The sequence below is a fragment of the Bdellovibrio sp. HCB290 genome, assembly GCF_047305925.1.
Taxonomy (GTDB): domain Bacteria; phylum Bdellovibrionota; class Bdellovibrionia; order Bdellovibrionales; family Bdellovibrionaceae; genus Bdellovibrio.
Map to the genome: position 1 here is coordinate 1,335,967 of NZ_CP178620.1, position 23,901 is coordinate 1,359,867.

Consider the following 23,901-nt stretch of genomic DNA (forward strand, 5'->3'; position numbering starts at 1 on the left):
TCTTAAGTTTGAATTACTGACTGACTCGTTTCACTGAAGGAGAAGTGAGTTTGTCAAAATACGCAGTTAAAAACTGATCTGAATAGTTGTCAACATGGTCAAAGGTCACAAAGCCGTAACCGTTATTGCCCCATTCAGGACCCCAGGAGTTTTTAAACATAAACAGGCGACGGTCTGAATCGTAGCCCATCAAAAGAATCGCGTGGCCACCACATGGGATTGCCGCGCTCGCGCATTGCGCTGCGATTTCCGGAGTCATGGTGAAAGTGCCCTTCGCATCGTTGATGTGGGGGATTGCCACATTCAAAGTCACAACTACAGGTCGGCCTTGTTTGATCTCGGTCATCACATGTTCAGACCATGAACGTTGCACAAACATTTGTGTCAGTTGCTTGAAGCTCAAGCTTCTGATTTGTACTTTTGGAACCTTTTGTTTGCGCAGGTCATAGAAGGCCAGCTGTTGATTGCTTAAGGGCTTGGTAAAATCCGGGCTGTCTTCCTGATAGGGAAGCTGGTCTTCTTCATAAACGTACATATCATTTTTGATAGTCTGAAGAAGATCGTAGGTGTTGCCGAATTCGACCTCGGGGCGCCATGCGTTTACAATCTTATGACGGAAGATTTCAAACTCTTCCGAGATGTCATAGTCTTCACCAGTCAATTTTTTGAAAGTGCTTTCCACCAGGGCGTTCACAGCAAAGTAAGCGCAGGTATCACGTTTCTTCTGTTGTTTTACCGGAGTCTGAATGTCAGAGAGTACGATGCTTTCGGCCTTGGCGTCTTTTAAGTACAAAGAGCACAGTAGGGCCGCAGAGAAAAAGAGAGTGCGGATCACAAACGTCATTTTAATTCCTTCATATTAAATATCGTTCAGTGATTCTGCAAACTTGTGGCCAAATGAGAGTGAATACGCGTGGTTTGGGCCAAGCGGAGTCGGCCGGGTGGGTAAGAATTTACCGGGTTGTTCAGGATTTGGTCATGGGGGGGGGGTAAACGAGGCTCAGTCCGGCTCCGGCAAATCTATTAAACTTTGAGAATCATCCCAAGGCTCCCAAACTTCCACTTTGTTGCCTTCTGGATCAAAGAACCAGGCAAAGCGTCCGCGGTTGTTTTCATCGATGTGATCGACAATTTTTATTCCCGAAGCCGCCAGAGTTTGCATCAGTGGAGCCAGACGCTGAACTTGGAAGCTCAACATTTGGGGTTTCTTTCCGTCCATCATTTCAATGTGTTCTTCGATGAAGCCACCGCTTTCATCGCGATGAAGATGAAGATTTTCTTCGTACCAGAGACTGAGCTTTTCAGATCTATTTTGAAGTGTGTCCATGAACTCATGTTCCGCCCGGGAATCATTCAGAACAAGACCAGTTAATTAGGACTTAAAGATAGTGAAATGATCAAAGACCTGGGGCTCGTTTATTTCAGAAAGCCAAGGGTGTGACTGGAAAATGCGATGGCGAATATAGCGACCGCGAGCGACGACTTGAATCGAACGGGTGAGTGCAATGGATTTAAGATCTTCTAAAGTCTTGTCCACCGCTGGAGCACTTCCGAAATCAAAAATAAAATAGTAATCCGCTGACACCGGTACAAAACGGGGATCTGTCAGGTCCTGAGTTTTAATTGCTGCCAAGGGATAATCAAAATTTCTCAGGATTCGGTTGCCTTCATTTACACGCTCGGCGACCAGTTCGTATCCTGTGAATTTCACGTTCGGATAGTGCTTGCCTACCACAAAAGCCATGCGACCGTAACCACACCCCAGATCCACGATGTGCTGGCCTTCGGTGGGTTTTAGCAAATCCAGAATATGGCGAATTTCTGTATAAGGCGTTTGCAGTGCCTGCACGGGAAGACCGCGCCAGAAGTTTACCGGAATGTTTTGATCTGCCTGCACATTGTAGTCTTGGGAGCTGAGCAGGGCGTGTTCAATTTCAGCGGTTTTAAAACCCAACCATTCATCAACAACGACAGAATGTTCCTGCGCCTCTTGATAAGAGTGCTCGTCATCTTTGATCAGGGGAAAAGGCCCTTGCGGGTTGAATTCAATCGCGCTCAATAACTACTTTATAAGCTTGAGATGTCATTCTGTAAAGCCGTAATGCGAACCGTGGATTTGAGTTTTCCAGCCAGGGTTTGATCGCGGATACCTTCTGTTTCCAGTTTCAGTTTAATCAGCTCCGGATCACGCAGCTCTGGATTTTGCAGCATGAGTGCGGCGGCAAGCCCGGTAACCCACGCCGTCGCCTGAGAAGTTCCTGTCATCAAACCAAATTGGCCGCCGGGCAGGGAAGAGTATACGTTCTTGCCCGGGGCCGCGATATCCACACTTTTAGATCCATAGTTACTGCTGTCGATAAGGTGACGATTGCTATCCAGGGCAGCCACGGAAATTATATTCCGCAAATTGTAGCCCGCCGGATAGTAGCCCATCTTATCTGTGTTACGACCATCATTGCCGGCGGCAGCGACAAAGAGAATTCCTTTCTCTTGAGCTTCACGGATTGCCTGCTCTTCCAGAGCACTGCGTGTGTCGCCACCGCCAGAATAATTAATAATGTCCGCTTTCATTTTAATCGCATACCGAATTGCACGAACGGTATTGATCAAATTCACTCGGCCTGATTGTTCGGGATCATAATATTTCAAAACCATGAATTTCACGCGCTTCGAGACTGTTCGCTGGCGAATAATGCCTGCGATATGAGTGCCGTGCCCGTGGTGATCGGCCAGATCACTGTTTTCAGAAACAAAATTCCATCCATGGAGATCCCCGGCATATCCATTGCCATCGTTATCCTGACCATTCGTTTTTTCTTTTGGGTTCACCCAAAGGTTGTCCTTAATAAGTGGATGATTGATATCGACACCTGTGTCGATGATCGCAATCACGATATCGCGATCGGGCTCCAGCGTGCGTGGCAGCGCCACTGCAGGCCAAAACACGGGGGTTGCAGAGAGGATTCCAAAGAATGTTTTTTGAATTAGATTCAGTGATCTCATGATTGCCCCCGTTGTCTTGGGCTAATGCATGGGACGGGCCAGCTATAAGCAAATCTAATGGGGTCTCATTCGGAGATTTGTCACTTGTGTTTATAAATCGTTAAACAGCGTAAAATGGAGTTCGGGTGTCTAAAAGGCGACATACATCACTAACTTTTAAACACCAGTTTAAAAGTTCCTCTTATTTGACTGCCATGTTTGCTTATGATGGAACAGGAAGTTATGCGGGGCACCCCCAAAAGGTACGACGTACCTTTTGGGTTTTAGGCTACTCTTTTGATTCCTGGGGCTGGGGCTACTGTGTATTTGTTGCGGCCTGTTTGTTTGGATGTGTAGAGGGCTTCGTCTACGCGTTTGTACCAGCCGTCTGGGGTTTCGCCGGATTCTAGTTGGGCTATGCCTAGGCTTACTGTGAAGCGGATTTCCAGGTTGCCGTGGACGAAGACTTCTTTGCGGATTTTGGCCATGCACTCGTCGACCATCTTGATGGCAGCTTGAGTGTTGCAGCCGGGTAGAATTACGGCGAATTCTTCTCCGCCCAGACGGGCCACGAAATCGACTTCGCGGCTGAAACTTTCTTGCAGCAAGCGCACGCACTGTTGCAGTACGAAATCGCCGATGTCGTGTCCGTAGGCATCGTTGATCTTTTTAAAGAAGTCGATATCAAATAGCAACATTGTTACTGGATCGTGATCCAGTTGGTTGATTTGGATATAACGCTTCACTTGTTCGTCGAAGCTCTTGCGATTATGAGCGCCGGTCAAGTGGTCTGAACGCATGGTACGGTTGGCTTCCATAAGTTGCTTTTTGACCGTGGACAGACTTTTCTTAACCGATTCCATTCGTTTCGAACGACGTTCGTTGGAATTGGTCTGATGCTTCAGATAGAAATCAATAAACTCTCTGGATTTAGCGCGCAGGTCTTCGATGGAGTTGGACTCCACGGCTTCGCGTAGTTGGGCTAGGCTAGCGTTCACTTGTCCTTCGGATGTGGCTTCGGCGGCAACTTCGTCGCCAAGATTGTCAGCGAAATCCCAGATTATGCGTTTAAAATCGTCAAAAGTATTTTGAACGTAAGTGGTCTCGTCGATGCGATAGCTTGAGAAGAACTGGCGGAAGCGGAACAGGGCATCTTCCAGTTCAGCACCTTCCATTGTCATCAGCTCTTTGGCTACAGTATCGAGCTTGGCACGGACTTTACGTACCGAGTGATTTTGAACCTCGAATAGATTCTTGTTCAGGACATCCAGAATAAACAGCAACGTTGCACGGTCCTCTGAAAGAGAAGGGCCGCCATTGGCATTGCCTTTTGAGTCTTTGTTGTGAGGTGCAGATCCCCAGTCCATGTCCAACTGATCAACCAGCTTTTTCATCCACTGCTTCAAATTCTGCCTCCCGGAAATATCATCAATACTGTTTCGGAAAATATGAGTCGAATGTTTATGCCTTCCAGACGCAAGTCGGGTCGAATCTCACAATGATACGGGGAGTGATGGTGCTTTTTCGCAACTGTGTGAAGGATTTCTCAAGTCCTTATCACAAGAATACTAAAATATCCGTGAATTGACGAACAAGGAGTCACCCTATGGGAACGAGCGCGCAACTTACCGGACCTGATTTTAGCAAGGGCGTTTCGGTGGAACTTATTCAGGAAGGGGAGACGCTGTTGGGATTTGTCGGCGATAAGGCGGTTCTGCTGGTGAAAGTCGAAGGCGAGATCCACGCGGTCGGTGCCAACTGCTCGCACTATGGGGGGCCTTTAAGTCAGGGGCTTTTAGTTGGACATCATATTCACTGTCCGTGGCATCATTCCAGTTTCAACGTGAAAACCGGGGAAGCAGAAAAGGCACCTGCCTTGACGCCTATATCCTGCTGGCGGACTGAAGTCGTCGATGAGAAAGTTTTCGTCAAAGGTAAGAAATCAATCCCACAACCTGTTCTTCGCGGAACAGAGAGTCAGCATGTCGTGATAGTGGGTGGCGGTGCCGCAGGAACGTCATGTGCAGCGATGTTACGTCGTCAGGGGTTTGCCGGCACTATTCAGATGGTCAGTCACGATGAGACATCTCCCTATGACCGGACCAATCTTTCCAAAGACTTTCTGTCGGGAAATGCACCGGAAGACTGGTTGCCCATTCTGAAGGATTCGTTTTTTGAAAAGAACAAAATTCAGCTTCATTTGAATACGGATGCAGTGCGAGTGGATCCTGAAAAAAGGACAGTGGAACTTTCAGATGGGCGGAACTTGCATTACGATAAACTCTTGCTTGCGACAGGCGGAGAGCCGGTGACGCCACCAATTCCTGGAGTGAATAATGAGAATGTGCTGATGCTAAGAACTCTTAAAGACTGCCGAAAGATCATCAGCAAGTGCGAGAACGCGAAAACTGTTGCGGTTATCGGTGCCGGATTTATTGGGCTTGAAGTTGCGGCTTCTTTGACTCAAAGGAATATTTCGGTTCATGTTATTGCACCTGAAGAAATGCCTTTGATTAAAAGTCTCGGCATTCATGTGGGCAGTTATTTAAAGCATGTGCACGAATCTCATGGTGTCCACTTTCATTTGGGACATACGATTAAGGAAATCCTTCAGGACAGAATCATTCTGGATGACCTGACCAGCGTTGAATGTGACTTTGTTGTCGTGGGGGTCGGCATAAAACCCAACCTGCAACTGGCCGAGCAAGCGGGTTGCGACTTGGATCACGGTGTCCTGGTAAATGAATATTTGGAGACCAGTGTGCCGGGAATTTATGCCGCAGGCGATATTGCTCGCTGGCCAGATCCAAGAAGCATGCGCCCGATTCGCGTCGAGCACTGGGAAGTGGCTGAACGCCAAGGGCAGGTAGTCGCCTGCAATATGCTTAGAATCAAAACTAAATACAATGACGTTCCTTTCTTTTGGACTCAACAGTTTGATAAGATCATCTGTTATATCGGATACTCGGATCGTTTTGACCGAATGGATGTATTGGGAGATCCGGGCAAAGATGATTTTGCCGTTGTCTATTATGAAGATGACCGAATTGTGGCATTCATGTCGGTAGGACGAGACCTTGAAAATCTAAAAGTGGAACAAGCTCTGCAAAGAATTGACTATGCCAAGGTGGAGCAGATTTTGCGCGACTATGAACGGCACATCAAGCGACCTGAACCACCACCTCCTAGCTATTTTGAGCCCAGTCCATGAAAGGACAGGGCTCTTTAATATCAATGTTGAGCGTGGACTTCACCTTCATCAAGGTTCGCCTCCAGGGATATTTCAGTATCAAGCAGTCGTGATACGGGACAGTTGTTTTTTGCATCCTCAGCAATCGACTTGAATTTGTTGGAATCAATTCCAGGGATTTTCGCATGCAAAACAAGATTGGAATGTGTGATGACCCAGTCCGCTCCGTTTTTCTCGATGCTGACGGAGGCACTTACTTGAAGCGATTCGGGTGTGAAGTTCTGTTGCGTGAGGGCTGCGGCAAGGGCCATGGTAAAACACGACGAGTGAGCGGCGGCGATAAGTTCTTCAGGATTGGTGCCAGGATCATTGCCAAAGCGACGCATTAAAGAATAGGGCACCTTGTTCATAACGCCGCTTTCAGTGGATATTTCACCCTGGCCTTGTTGTAGATTGCCTCTCCAGACAACATTGGCTTTTCTTTCCATATGGTTCCTCCTTTATGAACTAAAAGATTAAGGGGGATTGTCACAGACGTTGACCACATGATGGGCTCTTTGTTAAAGATCATTTATGAATGAAAAACCCCAGAAAATTGCAGTGATTGGAAATGCCTGCGCAGGCAAGACTGTCTTGTCTCGTCAGCTGGCACAAAATCAAAATCTGCCTTTGACTCATGTGGATTCCATACAGTTTTTACCCGGAATGAAAGTCAGACCCCATAAAGAGTCCATTGCCATGCTTTTGGATGTTCAAAACAAGCCATGTTGGATCATTGATGGCTATGGCCCTCTGGATATTCTTGAGAAGCGCCTGATACAGGCGGATCGTATCGTGATGATTGATTTTCCACTTTGGCGACATTACTGGTGGGCGACTAAAAGACAGATAGTGAATCTGTGGAAACCTCGACCTGAATTGCCGGAAGGCTGCAGTGAGGTCTCTTGGGCGCAAACGAAAAAGTTATACAAAACCATTGGAACGGTACATCGACTGATGCGGCCGGAGCTTTTACGTATTTTAAGTCGGGACAATCTGAACAACAAAGTTATTTGGGTTCGCAATCTTTCTCAACTAAAGAATGTTTCGCGCGGAGACTTTAGACAGGATGGTCTTTGACAGGAATCAATTCCAAAGAATAAATTAAGTTGGGCAAAAACGAACCGGGGCGTACACTTTTTGAATGAGTGAGAGTCTGTATATCACGATTTTGGTGTTTTCCGGGACGATGCTTGTCAACGTTCTGACATCGACAGCATTGTGGTACATCCATAGGAACCGGATCTTCGGTTATATCACGCTAAGCTGGGTCATTACCTCTATCAACTTTTTCATGCAAAGTCGCTTCGTGGGCTTTGATTACAAAATGCTTTTGGCTTTTAGTTTTTATGTGCTGGCCAGTTGGGTTTATTACGAAATTACTCAGGCTTTACTGGGGAAGAACGGGGGGCGAAGCTGGATTTACTCCATCCCCATTACCTTAATCCTTTTGGGGTTGGTCACACTCAATGCCACAAAATCATATCGAATGGCTTCCTTTTTTAGCGCGGTAGCGATTGCAATGCCTCTTGTTGTGGCCGCTTTCAAGGCATTCATGTATAAGAGCCATCGCGACGAAGTGAAGGGTTTTCGAGTTCTGGCCCTTTTGTTGTTCTTGTTGGCTGTACATTACCTGGACTATCCCTTCTTAAGACAAAGCGAAGTGGGTGCCGTTTTCGGCTATACCATGGCATTTCTTTTGACATTCTCGTTTTCGATTTTCTTTCCCAGTTTTCTATTGTGGCAAATGGCCGGCCAGTACAGCGGTAAACTTCAAGAGGAAGTGACCAAGCAAACCAAGGAGCTGGTGGCACTGGATACGCGCAATAAAGCATTATTGTCCATTCTAATTCATGATCTTGCGACACCAGTCACAACCGCAATGATGTCTTTATCTAGAATGGAACGAGTCGGACCAAATCTGTCGCTGGATCGACTGCGAAAATCTTTGCATTATATCATGAGCACCATTGAAAAGGTCCGAGAGCTGCAAGCGGTGTCTTCCGGGAAAAAGAATCTTGAACTTGAGATGAGTGATCCCTTGGTGGCAGTCCATGGTGCTGTTCAGTACCATGCCGAACAAGTGGTGGCACAAAATCTGTCGGTACGATATATAGACGAACGCAAAAATTTTGATGCATCAGTTATGATTGACGCCCAGCTTTTACAAGCACAGGTTATGGGGAATTTGATCAGCAATGCGATCAAGTTCTCGCCCCGAGGCGAGGAGATCATCATTCACCTTTATGAAGATGCCTATTGGCTGAATATCGAAGTGATTGATTTTGGTATCGGAATTCCTGAAAGCATCGCCGGGAAGTTGTTTTCGTTCACAGGAGCCACGACTCGCAAGGGTCTCCATAATGAAAAAGGGACAGGATTTGGTCTGCCCCTGGTAAAAGCTTACGTGGATATGATGCATGGACGAATTGAATTTAAGTCCAACTATAGAGACCCGAGATTCAATCGTGAAGTCGGGGTCTGTATGCGTGTTAAACTTCCTTTGGTCGCAAGACAACCGCTTCTTTTGAAGCCACCGGAGAAGGGGATGTAAAGAGGGCGCGTTGTTTGTACCAGGAGGTAAACATCAGATGGAACCACTCGAATACTTCCAGAAGTATCATTGCGGCTATTTTTGATTCTTCCTCAGTCAGCTGCAGTTCATTTAAATCCAGCTGATGAGTTTCGTCGATCCAGCTGCCTTGCTGGTGGCTGGCTTCTTCAAAGAAATGATGATCGCCGAAATACTTCAGGGCCTCTGGAGAGTGGGAGTCGGAGGCACGTACTGCCTCGATGAATACTGCAAATGCTAATTCCAAACATTCAATCATTAGCAGGCGAATGCCGGCATTTTTCTGATGAAAGGTCAGTGACATCAGTTTGTAAGTGGCCTGGCGAACGCGCCAGTTGTCATTGGACCAAATTTGTCGGAGTGCCGTCGTGGTTTTGGTACCCCAGGCGCTTTGGCCAACGTTCATGGTTTCCAGATCATCAAGGAACAGTTGCCAGTGCTCGAGGTCTTCCCGGCAGTGATGGTTAACAGCCTTTTCCAGAGTTGTTGTTGCCTGGGGATATTCCAGGTTTAGCAACAGGTCTTTGAAGCCTAGAACAAAGAAGCTCATCGCTGGTGCAAATGACAAAGGTGTTTTCGAAGAGCGGATCCAATGTATCAAGACATGTTCGTTCAACTTACTTTTTTCGGCAAATAACATTTTGTTAAAATCCATTTGTGCTCCGGTTGCAAAGTTAAATTCTTACGATCAATCTTAGATGTATACCTCTAAAAGGATGCAACACATGCTGCAGAAAATGAATCTCTTGGTGGTCGAGGATGACCAAGACCTCGGAGAAATGATTGCGGATTCTTTGAAAGACCTTTTTCAAACTGTTGAATTTACAACGAACTTTGACACGGCCGTTGGCATCCTGTCCGACCTTAAACCTGACGTGATTGTTACAGATCAAAATATCGAAGGAGGCTTTGGTATTGCTCTTGTGGCACATGCCCGCAAAGGAAATGTGAATACAGTCGCGATAGTGCAAACAGGAAACCCTTCTTTGGAATTACAAACTGAGGCCGCGCGCCTGGGGAGTGTTGAAATTATCGAGAAGCCATTTGATGCGCAATTGCTGCATCTTCGCGTATCGCAGTTGATTATAGCCGAGTCGATGCGACGGAAGATGGACGCGGAACCCAAGCCGGAGTTGCGTGACTGAAAGGTGGAATGATCTGTGGAAGCAGAATTTAAGAAACTAAATATTCTACTGATCGAAAGCGATAACCAACAGGCAGAGTTTGTTCGGGGATGTCTGCATCAGATAGCAGCCGTGGACGTTTCTGTCACCAGAGAGGCTTATTTAAGTAAAGCAATACAGCGTCTGAGTGAAGAAAAGTTTGATGTCATTCTGGTTGATCTGCATTTGCCGGATAGCGCCTATGGCGAGGCACTTCCGCGCATCAGTAAATCGGCCAGTGATTTGCCGATCATTGTCCTGTCGACTTTATCTGATCGGGATAGCACCTTAAGAGCGGTTCAAGAGGGAGCATCGGATTTCCTTAACAATGCGCATCTGACACCCGAAATGCTATATCGCTCGATCTTTCGCGCCATTGAACGCAAAGAAGCCGAGATTAAAATCAAACAACAGCTGCATCAAACTGCCATGCTTTCAGATTTGAGTCAGTTTGCCCTGAATGAAGTGAATCTGGAAAAAGTAAAACTACGTTGTCGTGAAATTCTGTTGAATGCCTTGCTGGTGGACTTTGTACAGTTTGTAGAGCCATCAGATCCTGCTGTAAAATCATTGGCCGGTCTGGTGAGTGACGGGGTTCCGTTTTTGTTTGGCGAGCTGGAGCATTTGGGGCTGGCAGATGAAAAACGCAGAATGACAGATTCTGGACTGAAATCCGGAGTGAACATGGTGATCGTCAGCAAGGACATGGATGTGCCTCCTCTTGTGATGATGGTTTACGATCACCGGGACCGTGTTTTTAAGTACGACGAAATAGAGTTTGTCAAAGCGGTGGCCAACATAATTTCTTCCGTTTCTACCCATGCCTATCTCGAGCGCTCCGTACAGCAAAAGATTGAGAGTCTTAAACAGGCTCATCAAAAGAAGGATGAATTTTTGGCGACGCTGTCGCATGAGCTGCGTACCCCGTTGAATATAATTTCGGGCTATCTGGAGATTTTGAAAGAGTCGGATTTAAATTCCCAGGAATACCAGAATGCTATGCAGATTATTGATGCAAACCTTAAAATTGAAACACGTCTAATCGGAGAGATCCTGGATGTCTCGCGAATCATCACGGGAAAAATGAAGTTGGATCTTAGTTTTTTTGCCTTGGACGATATGATTGAATCCTGTGTTGAATCCTTAAGTCTGGCAACGGCTGCAAAAAAATTGAAACTGGAATTTCTTTTTGCCCCCAATTTAGGAAGAATGTGGGGGGACCGGGATCGAATGCAGCAAGTTATTTGGAATCTTCTCTCGAATGCCGTCAAATTTACAGCAGTGGGCGGCAAGATCACAATTCAAGCAAGCCGATCTGGTGATCTTTTTGAGTTTTCGATCGAAGACAATGGTGTGGGCATCAATATCGAGAATCAAAAGGATGTTTTCAATCGTTTTTGGCAGGAAGATTCGGCCATCACTCGACAGCATATGGGATTGGGTCTGGGACTGGGAATCGTTCGGCATATTGTGGAGCTTCATGGTGGAACGGTCGAGGTCTTTAGCGCCGGAAAGAATCAAGGCAGTAAGTTTACGATCCGGGTTCCTATCCAGCAGCTAAGGGCCGTTGATAGGGCGCCTGTTGAAAAAAAGGAAGAACTTGATGTTAAGGTGCCAAACAGAAATTTGCAGGGAATGCATCTTTTGGCCATCGATGACTCCGAGGATTCGTTGAGCCTGCTTCAACATTTACTGCGGAAGTCGGGAGCCGTGGTAGAGGGGACCAGTGATCCCAAAGAAGGCTTGGAGCTGGCCAAAAAGGACCAGTTTGATGTCATTATTTGTGATATCGGGATGCCTGTCTTGGATGGCTATTCTTTGATGAAAAGTCTTAGGGATTGGGAGGGTGATCACGGTCGGGCGAATACATCCGCTATTGCCCTTACGGCTTACGTTGGTAAAGAGGATATTGAGAAGGCCCTCGAAGTGGGATTTCAGGCCCATATGCCGAAGCCGTTGAACCTGCCCCTTTTGAAAGAGAAGATTCTTGAGCTCGCCTCGCCAGGGACCTCCTCGATGGTCGGTAACTAGGTGCATCCTCGGATCAGGTAAAGTATCAATAGTATCGGAATTGGAACTCCGATAAGCCACAGAAAAATCCAACCAATTTTACCCTGTTTGTTTTTGAGATTTGGAGTCATGATTTCCTCCTTGGTAGAGCATTTATTTTAAGTCTCTACTGCGATTTAAAATACGTCGATTTCAATGTTTCCCGGCATTTTAACTGGAGAATGGTCAGGTTTGTTTCAATTTTGTTAATGATTGCGGACGGACTTTACAGGCAAGGTCTCAGTTCCGATATATCCGAAGATGATCCCCGGATTTAGGCTCCTTTTTGCAGTACTGGTTTTACTGATTTCCGCCACGGCATTTGCCGGGCCATGGGATCTTACATCCAAAATAAAATGGGGATCTGCACCAGCGAGTGTCAATGATCCGCTTCTGGTTCACTTTCAGGATGTTGCGGGAACCACTTTGCAGCAGGGTTACACCGCAAATGATCAATGGTTTAAGATTGCCATTCAGAACGAGACAGCTGCTCCCATAGAAAAGATCCTCTATTTCGATTCACCGCAAATTGGGCGATTGTTAATGTGGCGGGAGGATGGTTACACGCCTTCTTATTCGGGACCTGGGTTGCCCTTGGAGGAGCGGGGATATGCGGCGCGACTGGGGGCTTTCTCCATTTCCTTGGGGCCTTACCAGAGTGCGAACTTTTATATCAAAAGAAATATTCACCATGCATTGAATTCAAAAGTGTTTCTTGCTGATATCGGGGACTTTGAACGGCAGGAAGATGCGGCTCGCATGGTTTTCTTTTTTTACATGGGCGGAATTTTGGCATTGGTGGCGTATAACTTCTTGTTGGGAGTTTATACGAACGAGCGGGACTATTTGGTGTACTCCTTCTTTGCGGGTTGTTTCGGCGTGACTGCCTTGGTTTTGCACGGGGTGATTGATACCTACATATTTCCCAATCGATATCTGGTGTTTTCCAACTACCTGATGTTTTTTTCTTCGCTGACGACATTCGCAGCCTGCCTGTTCGTTAAAAGATTTTTAAATATCACACGGGAAATTCCTATTTGCTTTTGGGGAATTCGCATTGGGAAGGGCTTGGCCCTGGTGCCTCTTGTGGCCAGTTTTTTTGCGAACTCTCACCGGGAGTTATTCTGGTTGGGGTATTGGATTGATGGGACGATTGCCGCATGTATCCTGTTCTTTATTTTTTGCGGTTTTTACATGTACTTCAAACACGCTCACAAACTGGCCGTATATTTTCTTTTCAGTTGGGCCGTGGTGTTGGTGGGCACCTTCGTGTGGTTGGTTTCGTTCTATGGTGTGATTCCAAATACCAGCGTTACGAAGTACTCGCTGCTTTTTGCAAATCTGGGGGAAATGGTCATCTTAAGTCTGGGATTGGCCTACAAAATCAGGATCCTGGATGAACAAAAACGAAGGGCGCAGCAAGCGGCAGAGGATAAGGAGCGCTATCATCGCCTGGTTCGCGTGCTTTCCCATGATGTGGCAAATACGGCATCGGGGCTGCTATATCATTCTGAAATGTTGAAAATGCATATTCAGAGTGAGGGTGCTGTTGCACATCTGGACCGAATTCATAGTGCCACTGATCAATTGATTCAAATCCTGAAGTCGGTGCGGCATGAAGAGGTATATCATGTATTCAAAGAGCATGCTGATCTGGAGATTTTGGAGTTGCTGCCGATTTGCGAAGAAGTCGTGCGCCAATACGCCTGGCAACTGAAGGAAAAAAAGTTGCAGGCGCAATTGAATGTTCCTGCGCATATCACAGTGCGGGCGGATCGCTCGGCGCTTTTGAATCAGGTGTTATCTAATCTGTTATCAAATGCGATCAAGTTCAGCAATGAACACAAGGTCATCACTTTGAATGTCCATGAATCTGCAGATTCCGTGGTTTGTGCAATTACGGATCAGGGTGTGGGTATAACTTCAGAGGACCTGGCGCAGATTTTTTCACAGAAACGACTGATCACAAACCGTGGGACCCTGAATGAAGTTGGAACTGGATTGGGAACGACGCTAATAGCCGAGTATATGAGGCTTTTCGGCGGAAAAGTTGAGATCAGCTCTGTTCATCACAGTCAGAATACAGAATCCGGAACAACAGTGCGTTTGATTTTCCCAAAATAAGGATGTAGCGTTGTTTCATGGATTCGATCTCGTTGTCGTCATTTTATCACTATGTTTTCGTTTGCTTTGTTGCGCTATTCCCCCCGGTGAATCCTCTGGGGACTGCGTTGATAGTGGGACCTTTTCTAAAATGGGAAAGTCGCAGAGGAAGAATCCAGGCCGCAGCGGCTATATCAATCTACTGTTTAAGTATTTGTCTTGTGACCACTATGATCGGTGGACTATTCTTTAAGCTTTTTGGGATCTCCATTCCTGTCGTGCAGATAGCCGGGGGATTGTTAATTGCAAGAATGGGATTTTCAATTCTGACGGCGCTGGATCCATCAGAAGATCAGGAAAAAGTTGTTGAGTCTAAAGGCCCGGTTCACGGGAAGTCCGTAAAATCCATGTTGTTCTATCCATTGGCATTTCCCACAACCACGGGCGGCGGTACCATTTCAGTATTGTTGGCATTAAGTGCGAACAGCTATCATACAAATCCCGGCATTTACCTTTTCAACCTGCTGGCGACGTCTGTGGCCTGTCTGATTATGGCAGCCGTTATATTTGTCTGTTATTCTTTGACGCCGACTATTCTTGATCGTCTGAATTCACAGGCCTTGTCGGTTTTCAATAAACTTAGCGGCTTTTTGACATTTTGCGTGGGTATCCAAATTATGGTGGATGGCGTCTTAGGAGTTGCAAAACTGCTTATCAAAAATTGATTTTAACGCTATCGTTTTGTTATGAAAAAACAGAACACAAATAAAATCCTGGTAGGTACATTTTTCGCTACAGCCCTTGTAGGGTGTGCAAGTGGGACATCCTCGTCAAAATCAGCTGTAAATTCATCTTCAAAAAAGATTCACGAGAGTATCATTGTAAAAGGTGTGACTATCGTTAACACCGTCAATGGTCAGTTGCAGGCCAATATGGCGTTGATGATTGACGCTGGTAAAATCACAAAAATAATTCCAGCAGATGCCGTAGGGGAGCAAGGCACCAAACGAGTCATCGATGCAACCGGGAAATATGTAGTTCCTGGATACATGGACATGCATGCCCATGTTTTGGATCAACCGTTTGCCAAAGAAGTTTCAGCAGTGATGCTGGCCCATGGTATCACAGGGTATCGGCAGATGTCCGGTACCGAAGAGCTTCTAAAAAATCGCAAAGATAACAAGGTGGTGACTCCAGAGGATTCACCTGAACTTTTGGGTATGTCTGGAGAGATGCTGACCAAGGCCAATGCGCCAAATCCTGAAGCTGCGGCAGAGCTGGTTGAAAGAGACCGCAAGGCCGGTGCTGACTTTGTCAGTGTGGGGGATGTTTCTCCGTCGGTATTTAATGCGGCTCTTGGTGAATCAAAAAAAGTCGGTGATTATTTTGCTGGGACAATTCCTGTGGGAGTGGATGCGATGGCGGCAGCCAAGCAGGGAATGCTTTCGATGGAAAGTTTGGGGCCTGTTGATACGCTGTTAATCAGCTGCTCTACAAATGAGGACAGTGTGCGTAAATCCCTGGGAGGGGAATCTGCAGCTCCAGTTTCTGCTGAAGCAGCCAAGCTTTCTGTGACGAATCCATTGTTGGTGCGTTTGATGGCCAATCAAAATGCATTTTTGAAAACGCGCACGATCATCGATACCTATAGTGATTCAAAATGTAAGAAACTGGCGGAAACATTTGTTTTGCAAAAAACCTGGCAGGTGCCGACATTGGTTCGCAATCAGGCCATGATGATGGCGGATAAACCCCAATATGCCAGTGATTCTGATTTGAAGTACGTATCCAGGCAGCAACAGGCTTACTGGAACGAGGTTTCGCAAAAGTTTACCAAAACCGTGAAGCCCGTAGCCAAAGAAACTTTAAGACAACTGACAGCGATGGATATGATGCTGGTGAAGCTGTTTGATAAACAAGGTGTAAAAATGCTGACGGGCACTGACCTTGGAGGCATGTGGGTGGTGCCGGGAGCATCCTTGCATCAAGAGTTCGAGCTTTTGGTGAAAGCGGGAGTGACTCCACTTAAAGTTTTGCAAATGACGACTTTGAATGGCGCAGAGTTTTTGGGTAAGCGCTCAACCATGGGCACTGTGGAAGTCGGCAAGAACGCGAACTTGGTTTTGCTTGATGCGGATCCAACAGACAATGTGGCAAATCTGAAAAAGATCAACGCCGTCATTCGGGATGGAAAATTCTATTCCGAAGAAACGCTTGAGGAGATGAAGAAATCAGCTGCAGAAAAATTGGCATCCTTGACTCAACCGGAAGATTCTGGTTTGGTCCACTAAACAATTTGGACGTTGATTTTATTTCTTACAAAATTGAAATTATAAATGAAACACCTGCGATCTCGCGGGTGTTTTTTTATGCCTTAATGCTTACATTTGTGATCGGAAACTTCCCGATCTGCACCGAACCATACCAATGCAGATATTTATAAACGCAGTCAAAATTCCGATAAATATGAGTAGGAGTTTTGAACGTGCAAGTATGTTTGCTGGTTCTTTTCATTATAACCACTGCGATTGCAAGGGCAGATGAGACTTGGTCTGGAACTATCAGTAAGTCTCCTGGTACCTATACAGGTATCGTGACAGTCGCCTCCGGAGCAAACGTCACTCTTCAGGCCGGTACGTACAATTTTGATACACTCATCGTCACTGGAAATTTGATCGCAGATAGTATCGTCGGAGGCAACACGGGCGTTATCGTCATCAATGCGACAACGATGACAATCACTGGAAGTCTAAGATCTGATGGGACGGGCAATGCCCCGGGTGCAGGAACAGGTTACGGAAATGCCGGTGGAACTTATGGTGGTCATGGCGGTTGGGGAACTACACTAAACTCAGTAAAGATGGGATATGGAAGTGCGACAAATCCACTGGATTTAGGTTCGGGGGGTGCGACCTATTTCGGAAACACGGGTGGTACGGGTGGCGGCGCAATTTCTTTGGCTGTTAGTGGGACTCTTACTGTCAGTGGAGCTCTATCTTCAATTGGAACTGCAGGAATGTCCAATGCCGGTGGTGGCTCTGGCGGTAGTATAAAAGCCATCGTAGGAACACTTGCAGGTGCCGGTTCGATCAGTGTTGCTGGCGGCAATGGAAGTGGTGGCGGCGGTGGTGGTCGTGCCTACATCGCGTATTCAACAGCGAACTCGTTCACTGGAACGTACAATGCTGCTGGGGGGACACTTGTCGGTACTGGATCAGCCGGAACGCCGGGATCCTTCTTTGTTGTAGATTCAACCAATAACGATCTTTATATACCAGTAAACAGCAGCGTGCCTGCAACCAATTTCACTTATCGCAACATCACGATACCAACCGGGATCACATTGAATGTTAATACGATGGGCGAGGGTGCTGGCGCAGGTACTGGCGGAGCCAACAATCAAAACGGCGGCAGTTACGGGGGCTACGGTGGTCGAATCGCCGGGGCTTCAGCAGTTACACACGGAAATGCTTTGGCACCAGTCAGTCTGGGATCCGGCGGCAGTAGTTACTTTAGTAATATTGGTGGTGTCGGTGGCGGTGCAGTTAATTTAACGGCGACGGGTACATTTCAAATTGATGGCAGCATTACCGCAAACGGTGGCAGTGGATCGGCAAGTGGTGCGGGCGGTGGTTCTGGTGGAAGTATCTATTTGCAAACATCGGTTTTCGCTGGTGCCGGTTCACTTAGTGCCTTGGGTGGAAATACGACAGGTGCCGGGGCTGGCGGTGGCGGACGCATCAGTGTTGCTTACTCTACATCCAATACTTTTTCCGGGACTCTGAATGTTACTGGAGGATCTTCCACGCGTAATGGTGGTTTAGGTTCTGCGTTGCTGATTAATTCCAGCACCAACAGTCTTTTTGTTATTGGAAATTCATCATTACCATCAGGCGACTATACTTTTGCAAACGTCACGATTAACTCGGGCGCAAGTCTTTTGCTTGATGGTATGGGTACAACATCCGGTGGCACGGGTGCGGGAACAAGTGCAGGTGGCGGAAGTTACGGCGGAAAAGGTGGAGGTACCACTGGTGGCGCCACTTTCGGTACTGCGGTTGAGCCCACAGATTTGGGTGCACCTGGTGCTTCGAATTTCAACGGATTGGGTGGTTACGGTGGCGGAGCACTTAAGCTGACGTTGTCTGGCACATTGACGGTCAACGGAACTCTGGCATCCAACGGTAACGCCGGCTGGGGTTCTGGTGATGGTGGTGGATCCGGAGGAAGCCTTTGGATTATAACCAATACGCTTGCAGGCAATGGTGTTATTTCTGCCAACGGTGGAAATGGCAACAGCGGTGGAGGCGGTGGTGGCGGGCGTATTTACGTTCGCTATACAACCAACTCTTTCAGCGGAACTTCCACTGTGAACGGCGGTACGCAGGGAACTCCTCTTGCGCAAGTTGGAACGATGTTATTCGTAAGCAACTCGGGAGCCTTGGCATGTAACTCGGCGATCACGGTCCCTTTGAATGCATCAGAGATGCCGTCTCCCGCAGGAGCCCTTTCCATTACCAATGGTTGTACTTTGACGATCACCGGTGATTACAATCCAACCAGTATCACGGTAACTGGTGTCAGCTCCTCCGTTGCTTCAACGTTAATTCTTAAAGGAAACGTCACCGTCAGCGGTGATTTGAATGTCACGAACTACGGTGTGGTAAGTTTCACCACTGAACCGACTTTATATACAGGTTATACTTTTTCTGCGGCAAACATTGCTTTAGATGCAAACAGTAAAATGACTGCGGATGGAGCAGGATACACGCAAAATAGCGGACCAGGTTATGGCTCCAGCAGAACCGGCGCAGGGCACGGGGGATACGGTGGCAGAAGCAGTGATGCAAATGCGACTGGCCCGACTTATGGTCGTCCGTTGGATCCGATTACTGTGGGTTCCGGCGGAGGAAATTATTTAGGAACCACAGGCGGTACAGGTGGCGGTGCGATTCGAGTCGTTGCAACGGGATCCTTTGCTATCAATGGTACGATCACGGCCAAAGGAAACAACGGTGCCTCTGCAAATGACGGTGGTGGTTCCGGTGGTAGTATTTCGTTGTTTGCCGGCAGTTTTTCTGGTGCCGGTGTTATCACTGCGGCTGGTGGAAGTTCTGTAGGAACAACTGCGGGCGGTGGCGGTGGTGGCGGCCGCATTTATTTAAAATATTCATCAGCGAACACTTATTCTGGCACATACAGTGCTGCAGGGGGCACAGGCTTTTCGATCAGTGGTGGGCTAGGAACGATCATTGTTGTGAATGGTTCCACTAATGATCTGTTTGTACCGGTTTCCACAAGCATAGATTCCGGCACTTACAGCTTCAACAACGTCACAGTCGCAACCGGTGCAACCTTATCATTGGATGCTCTTGGTTATCGTGACAACTTGGGGCCGGGGACTGGTGCGATGCAAGGCGGTGGTGGGCACGGTGGTCTGGGTGGCCGGGCTGCCGGTGCAAATGGTGTCACGTATGGCACCGCCGTGAATCCCGTCGAAATGGGTTCTGGCGGCGGCCGCTATTTTTCAAGTTATGCAGGTTGGGGTGGTGGGGCCTTAAAGCTCACGGTGACCGGAACTCTGACTGTGAACGGAAACATTTCCACGAATGGCTCCGCTGGCAGCACCACGAATGATGGTGCCGGTGCCGGGGGATCGTTGTGGCTTGATGTTGGTACTATCGTTGGGGCAGGAAGTTTGACAGCGAACGGGGCCAATAGTGGTGCTGGTGCAGGTGGTGCCGGTGGTGGTGGCGGCGGGCGTATCTACGTCAGGTATGCGACCAACAGTTACACGGGTTCCGCGACCGCAACAGCGGGCACGGGCGGAACTCCGGCAGCGACAATGGGAACTGTTTTATTTGCTGGAAGTTCTGGCGGCGTCGAGTGTATCACTCCCATCACAATCAGTCTCTCCAGCTCTGAAATCGGGATGTACGGTGGCAACCTTGTGGTTTCCAACGGTTGTAAAATGACGATCAATGGAGATATTTATCCTGGCACTGTAACGGTAACAGGTTCTGGATCTCAGCTAAATCAGAATGGTCATCTGCTGGTGACGGGAAATATTGATGTCACATCTGCTGGTGTGATCGTGATGGGTGGCAACACTATCATGAATACCGGTTACACTGTTTCTGCTGGCTCTATCAACATTGCAGCGTCCTCTTCGATCAATGCCACGGGCAAAGGTCACGTCGTGGGAACTGCAGGTTCTGGTGCACCAGTGAATTCATCAAACTATGGTGCCGGTGGTGGTAACGGTGGTCGTGGTGCTGACTCTGTCGGTGCGCCGATTGCAACCGGTGGTGCCGCTTACGGAAATGTCTTGCAGGCAACGACTTGGGGTTTTGCAGGCAGTAACGGATCTTCGGGTGTCGGGGGCGTGGGTGGTGGAGCCATTACTTTCATCGTACCTGGCACATTCACTGTCAATGGAACTTTGGCTGTTAACGGTATGGCCGGCACAACCACTCGTGGTGGTGGTGGCGCGGGTGGAAGCTTGTGGCTGACAGTCGGTACCATCACGGGCAGTGGAACTATTACTGCCAACGGCGGAGCCGGTGCTGCTGCAAGTGCTGGTGGTGGCGGTGGTGGTTATATTTATGTTTTCTATAACACGGCAAACACTTATACCACTGCCAATGCAACGGCTACTCGCGGAGCCAACGGAAATACCGGTGCTGGGATTTCGACAAATGGTGTGGTGTTGTTTACGACATCAGGTGCGACAGGCACTAAGCTGGTGTTCATTGGGCAACCGACTTCAAGAGTCAGAAAAAATGCGGTTCTTCCTGCGCAACCGATTTTGGTTTCACAGGATGCCAGTAATAATATCGTGTCCAGTTTCACGGGGCCTGTTACTTTAGCGGCCTACACTGATGCAAGCTGTACGACAGCCGCAGGCGGATCATTGTCGCAGACAATGAATGCAGTGAATGGAGCGATTCTCTTTGAAGACGTGAGTTACTCTTCATCGGGTGTGATTTATATTCGTGCTTCGTCTGCAGGTTTAACAAGTGCTTGCTCGGCGCAAGTGTTGGTGGGCGGAGAGCGTGCCACGCAGCTGGTATTTACAACCCAACCTTCAAGTACCGCAACCGCGGGACAGGACTTTGCAATTCAGCAGGTGATCACGGCCCAGGATGCGAATGGAATAACGGATATTTTTGCGAATCTTTCGGGAGTGAATCCTTATTCGGATGCCGCATGTACAGTTCCATTTTCAGGAGGAACGTTAAATGGTGTCGGATTTAACACCGATGGTGTAACGACCTTTGTGGGCGCTGATTTTACGAAGGTGGGCACCCTTTACCTGAAGACGGCGCAAACTCTGGACGGAAATGCCATATCAGGTTGTTCAAATGCGATTGTCGTTTCACCAGCGGCTCCTGCTGTGTTGGCTTTCACGGATGCTCCGACCGGTTCTGTGCAGGCGGGGCTGACCTTCAGTCCGAACCCGGTGGTTGAAGTTCAGGATGCCTTTGGTAATTTGACTCCAAGTTATGCAGGGACCGTTACTATTGGTGATTTCACCAATACGGGTTGCACAGCCGCGGCCTCAGGAAATCTGACGGGGGAGGGAAGTTTCTCTCCAAGTTCAGGAGTTTTGACGGTGACCGGTCTTAGCTATGATACGGTCATTACGAATCTGCGAATTTGTGCAAAGGCCAGTGGCCTTACATCGGGATACTTCACCATTAACGTGACGGCGGGGCCTGCGGCTATGTTGGCATTCCAAGTGCAACCAGCCAATACAGGAGTTGCTGGAGTGAATTTAAGAAATGCACAAGCGGTGGTGCGTGCGACTGATCAATACGGCAATCAAGTGGGCTTTAACAATACTCCTACGGTAAAAGTCTATACGGATGCGGCGTGTTTGTCTGAAGCTGCGCAAACACCGGTTTTTTCCGGGGGACTCACTGGTTCAGGATCAACTCGGGTTTATACATTCACATCTCTTCGCTATGGGCAGGCTGGGACCTACTATGTCGGTGCCTCTTACAGCGGATTAACTACGGCGTGTTCAAGTTCGGTGGCGTTGTCGCAAAACGCTCCGCTTTTCTTCCGTATTTACTAAAACTCACACCGTTTTAAAGAAAGTCTTAAGGGCGGGTTTGTTGCTCTAAAGCCCATTGATATAGTTTGTCAGGGGATAATCCAGGAGTTCCATCCAGATCCCAATAGTTTTTAGGCCAGACTTTTTTGTTGAACACCATGGGATGTGTCGGCACGTTCAGCATTTTTCCAATCAGCTCTGTGCAATAGATCGCATCACCTTCCCAGGAATACCAAAAATCAAATGGCAGTCCCAAGTAAGTTTCGGCATCGGACATAAAAACCTGCTGTGGAATCTCGATGATTGCTGTGATCATCCCGTGTTGCTTCAGACGCTCTTCAGAAATAATCGCCACACCCTCGCCGGGATAGGCGTTCAGCCATTGATCACCAAGATCATCGAACTGAATTGCGGTGTGAGAAAATCTGGCGCCGGGTTCGTATTCCACGCGTTCACCACGGGAATTGACCGACTCAAGGAAAGCAATGCGCGTTCTTGCCGATGCTTCGGAAAGCATAAGAACTGAAAACAAAAATAGGAAGGTTTTCACTGCGCGCATACCCCGTTTTTTTGCTCTTTTGAAAGTATACAGTCAAAGTGTTTCTGTCTAAAATGCGGGCTGGCGGAGGCCACAGTGAATAATAGTCAAAATCTTCCTTTAGTGATGTTGCCGGGCTTCCTTTGTGACCCAAGGTTGTGGGCCGATGTTCAGCGGGACTTGCGCATCGAGGGAGCTGTCCACCTGATTGATTTCAAGCACTGCAAAAACCTGCAGGACATGGTGGGGCAGCTTGAAAAATTGGAAACTCCCAGATTTCATCTGGTTGGTTTTTCTATGGGCGGATATATCGCGAAGATATTTGCGACTAAATTTCCGGATAGGGTGGCGTCGCTAACCTTGGTGGCTGTGAATGTTGGCGAGTTGAGTGAGCGGGAACAGACTTCACGAATGAAATTGGCAGGAATGCTGGCGAACGTGCAGTACAAGGGGATGAATGAAAAAGAGGCCCTGCGCTTTATTCACTCTTCCTCGGCGGATAATCCCCATGTCGTGCAGACAATTGTGGAAATGAGTCGCGCTTATACGTCAGAAATGTACATTGCCCAGATGAATGCGACCCTTCATCGGCAAGATCTGTCAGCAGAATTGGCCCAATTGGCCTTTCCCGTGCTGATTGTAGCTGGAAATGACGATCATGTGGTGCGTTTGCCGACGTTGCAGAGGCTGCATGAGTTGGTTTCACGATCGAAAATGTTGATTCTGGAAAATTGTGGGCACTATGTGCCGCTGGAAAAACCAAATGAGTTAGCAAAAGCGATAAATGACTTTGTAAACAGCCGCGGAGCTTGAAAAGTTTGCTTAAAAAATAGTCTTTTTAGGCAGTGTTATTGCGAGCTTAGCTATATTCCGCGCGGGTTTGCCGACTTCTTATGCAATCCTTCGCCGCACCCCAAAAAAGTTCAATAAAAATTTAAAAAACTGCAAGATTTCGTATTGACTTTGACCCCCTCTTAGAACAAATTAGCACTTCCTCAAACGGACAAGTGGTTCGCTAGCTCAGCTGGTAGAGCATTTCACTTTTAATGAAAGGGTCGATGGTTCGAATCCATCGCGAGCCACCATTTTTGTTCTTTTGATTTTTCCTAGTACGTTCCCATCGTCTAGGGGCCTAGGACACCTCCCTTTCACGGAGGATACAGGGGTTCAAATCCCCTTGGGAACGCCAAATTTTCTTAAGTCTTC

The 23,901-nt window shown here is 47.7% G+C and carries 18 protein-coding genes and 2 tRNA genes; 12 read left to right on the forward strand and 8 right to left on the reverse strand.

The genetic code is table 11. The annotated features are described in order from the left end of the window. Positions 1-13 precede the first annotated feature (13 nt). The 5 genes from ACLVWU_RS06620 to ACLVWU_RS06640 all read right to left on the reverse strand — a co-directional run bounded on the left by ACLVWU_RS06620 (position 14) and on the right by ACLVWU_RS06640 (position 4,376). Entirely contained in the window at positions 14-844 is an 831-nt protein-coding gene (locus ACLVWU_RS06620; protein ID WP_413578200.1) for a C1 family peptidase, read from the reverse strand. 156 nt (positions 845-1,000) lie between these two features. Next, positions 1,001-1,327 (reverse strand): VOC family protein, encoded by a 327-nt coding sequence (locus ACLVWU_RS06625; RefSeq protein ID WP_413578201.1) that lies wholly within the window; start codon positions 1,325-1,327, stop codon positions 1,001-1,003. Between the two features lie 45 nt (positions 1,328-1,372). Then, a complete protein-coding gene (locus ACLVWU_RS06630; protein WP_413578202.1) occupies positions 1,373-2,059 on the reverse strand; it encodes a methyltransferase in 687 nt (228 codons plus the stop codon). 8 nt (positions 2,060-2,067) lie between these two features. Beyond that, positions 2,068-3,003, reverse strand: a complete 936-nt coding sequence (locus ACLVWU_RS06635; RefSeq protein WP_413578203.1) for a S8 family peptidase — start codon at positions 3,001-3,003, stop codon at positions 2,068-2,070. Between the two features lie 263 nt (positions 3,004-3,266). Further along, positions 3,267-4,376, reverse strand: a complete 1,110-nt coding sequence (locus ACLVWU_RS06640) for a GGDEF domain-containing protein (protein ID WP_413578204.1) — start codon at positions 4,374-4,376, stop codon at positions 3,267-3,269. A gap of 212 nt (positions 4,377-4,588) precedes the next feature. Between ACLVWU_RS06640 and ACLVWU_RS06645 the strand changes: the two genes are divergently transcribed. Then, positions 4,589-6,193: an FAD-dependent oxidoreductase gene (locus ACLVWU_RS06645; RefSeq protein WP_413578205.1), complete on the forward strand. Its 1,605-nt coding sequence runs from the start codon at positions 4,589-4,591 to the stop codon at positions 6,191-6,193. A 20-nt stretch (positions 6,194-6,213) separates the two neighbouring features. Here ACLVWU_RS06645 and ACLVWU_RS06650 read toward each other — a convergent pair whose 3' ends face one another. Further along, the gene (locus ACLVWU_RS06650) at positions 6,214-6,660 is read right to left on the reverse strand and encodes an OsmC family protein (RefSeq protein ID WP_413578206.1); all 447 of its coding nucleotides are present in this window, start codon (positions 6,658-6,660) and stop codon (positions 6,214-6,216) included. 85 nt (positions 6,661-6,745) lie between these two features. Here ACLVWU_RS06650 and ACLVWU_RS06655 point away from each other — a divergent pair, with 85 nt between their 5' ends. Then, positions 6,746-7,291 (forward strand): hypothetical protein, encoded by a 546-nt coding sequence (locus ACLVWU_RS06655; RefSeq protein WP_413578207.1) that lies wholly within the window; start codon positions 6,746-6,748, stop codon positions 7,289-7,291. A gap of 64 nt (positions 7,292-7,355) precedes the next feature. Continuing rightward, positions 7,356-8,765: a sensor histidine kinase gene (locus ACLVWU_RS06660; RefSeq protein ID WP_413578208.1), complete on the forward strand. Its 1,410-nt coding sequence runs from the start codon at positions 7,356-7,358 to the stop codon at positions 8,763-8,765. On the opposite strand, the gene ACLVWU_RS06665 is transcribed toward ACLVWU_RS06660, so the two are convergent. Continuing rightward, the gene (locus ACLVWU_RS06665; protein WP_413578209.1) at positions 8,704-9,438 is read right to left on the reverse strand and encodes a hypothetical protein; all 735 of its coding nucleotides are present in this window, start codon (positions 9,436-9,438) and stop codon (positions 8,704-8,706) included. The two genes, ACLVWU_RS06660 and ACLVWU_RS06665, sit on opposite strands and share 62 nt — an antisense overlap. A 70-nt stretch (positions 9,439-9,508) precedes the next feature. Here ACLVWU_RS06665 and ACLVWU_RS06670 point away from each other — a divergent pair, with 70 nt between their 5' ends. The 6 genes from ACLVWU_RS06670 (at position 9,509) to ACLVWU_RS06695 (ending at position 22,178) form a co-directional block, all read left to right on the forward strand. Then, positions 9,509-9,928 (forward strand): response regulator, encoded by a 420-nt coding sequence (locus ACLVWU_RS06670; RefSeq protein WP_413578210.1) that lies wholly within the window; start codon positions 9,509-9,511, stop codon positions 9,926-9,928. A gap of 15 nt (positions 9,929-9,943) precedes the next feature. Beyond that, entirely contained in the window at positions 9,944-11,977 is a 2,034-nt protein-coding gene (locus ACLVWU_RS06675; RefSeq protein WP_413578211.1) for a response regulator, read from the forward strand. A 279-nt stretch (positions 11,978-12,256) separates the two neighbouring features. Beyond that, on the forward strand, positions 12,257-14,119 hold the full coding sequence (locus tag ACLVWU_RS06680; protein WP_413578212.1) for a 7TM diverse intracellular signaling domain-containing protein: 1,863 nt from the start codon (positions 12,257-12,259) through the stop codon (positions 14,117-14,119). A gap of 17 nt (positions 14,120-14,136) precedes the next feature. Then, positions 14,137-14,823 carry a MarC family protein gene (locus tag ACLVWU_RS06685; protein WP_413578213.1) on the forward strand — a complete coding sequence of 229 codons (687 nt, stop codon included), beginning with the start codon at positions 14,137-14,139 and terminating at the stop codon, positions 14,821-14,823. A 21-nt stretch (positions 14,824-14,844) separates the two neighbouring features. Beyond that, entirely contained in the window at positions 14,845-16,389 is a 1,545-nt protein-coding gene (locus ACLVWU_RS06690; RefSeq protein ID WP_413578214.1) for an amidohydrolase family protein, read from the forward strand. 194 nt (positions 16,390-16,583) lie between these two features. Continuing rightward, on the forward strand, positions 16,584-22,178 hold the full coding sequence (locus ACLVWU_RS06695) for a beta strand repeat-containing protein (protein ID WP_413578215.1): 5,595 nt from the start codon (positions 16,584-16,586) through the stop codon (positions 22,176-22,178). A gap of 25 nt (positions 22,179-22,203) precedes the next feature. On the opposite strand, the gene ACLVWU_RS06700 is transcribed toward ACLVWU_RS06695, so the two are convergent. Then, entirely contained in the window at positions 22,204-22,716 is a 513-nt protein-coding gene (locus tag ACLVWU_RS06700) for a hypothetical protein (protein ID WP_413578216.1), read from the reverse strand. Between the two features lie 75 nt (positions 22,717-22,791). Here ACLVWU_RS06700 and ACLVWU_RS06705 point away from each other — a divergent pair, with 75 nt between their 5' ends. The 3 genes from ACLVWU_RS06705 (at position 22,792) to ACLVWU_RS06715 (ending at position 23,884) form a co-directional block, all read left to right on the forward strand. Next, on the forward strand, positions 22,792-23,508 hold the full coding sequence (locus ACLVWU_RS06705) for an alpha/beta fold hydrolase (protein WP_413578217.1): 717 nt from the start codon (positions 22,792-22,794) through the stop codon (positions 23,506-23,508). Positions 23,509-23,704: 196 nt separating this feature from the next. After that, positions 23,705-23,780, forward strand: a tRNA-Lys gene (locus tag ACLVWU_RS06710). Between the two features lie 28 nt (positions 23,781-23,808). After that, positions 23,809-23,884: transfer RNA gene (locus ACLVWU_RS06715), tRNA-Glu, on the forward strand. Positions 23,885-23,901 lie beyond the last annotated feature (17 nt).

Bases quoted from the DNA above. Each gene is read 5' to 3' on its own strand.
- ACLVWU_RS06620 (WP_413578200.1), bottom strand. From the start codon at position 844: ATGACGTTTGTGATCCGCACTCTCTTTTTCTCTGCGGCCCTACTGTGC.
- ACLVWU_RS06625 (WP_413578201.1), bottom strand. From the start codon at position 1,327: ATGGACACACTTCAAAATAGATCTGAAAAGCTCAGTCTCTGGTACGAA.
- ACLVWU_RS06635 (WP_413578203.1), bottom strand. From the start codon at position 3,003: ATGAGATCACTGAATCTAATTCAAAAAACATTCTTTGGAATCCTCTCT.
- ACLVWU_RS06640 (WP_413578204.1), bottom strand. From the start codon at position 4,376: ATGAAAAAGCTGGTTGATCAGTTGGACATGGACTGGGGATCTGCACCT.
- ACLVWU_RS06645 (WP_413578205.1), top strand. From the start codon at position 4,589: ATGGGAACGAGCGCGCAACTTACCGGACCTGATTTTAGCAAGGGCGTT.
- ACLVWU_RS06650 (WP_413578206.1), bottom strand. From the start codon at position 6,660: ATGGAAAGAAAAGCCAATGTTGTCTGGAGAGGCAATCTACAACAAGGC.
- ACLVWU_RS06655 (WP_413578207.1), top strand. From the start codon at position 6,746: ATGAATGAAAAACCCCAGAAAATTGCAGTGATTGGAAATGCCTGCGCA.
- ACLVWU_RS06660 (WP_413578208.1), top strand. From the start codon at position 7,356: ATGAGTGAGAGTCTGTATATCACGATTTTGGTGTTTTCCGGGACGATG.
- ACLVWU_RS06665 (WP_413578209.1), bottom strand. From the start codon at position 9,438: ATGGATTTTAACAAAATGTTATTTGCCGAAAAAAGTAAGTTGAACGAA.
- ACLVWU_RS06670 (WP_413578210.1), top strand. From the start codon at position 9,509: ATGCTGCAGAAAATGAATCTCTTGGTGGTCGAGGATGACCAAGACCTC.
- ACLVWU_RS06680 (WP_413578212.1), top strand. From the start codon at position 12,257: ATGATCCCCGGATTTAGGCTCCTTTTTGCAGTACTGGTTTTACTGATT.
- ACLVWU_RS06685 (WP_413578213.1), top strand. From the start codon at position 14,137: ATGGATTCGATCTCGTTGTCGTCATTTTATCACTATGTTTTCGTTTGC.
- ACLVWU_RS06690 (WP_413578214.1), top strand. From the start codon at position 14,845: ATGAAAAAACAGAACACAAATAAAATCCTGGTAGGTACATTTTTCGCT.
- ACLVWU_RS06700 (WP_413578216.1), bottom strand. From the start codon at position 22,716: ATGCGCGCAGTGAAAACCTTCCTATTTTTGTTTTCAGTTCTTATGCTT.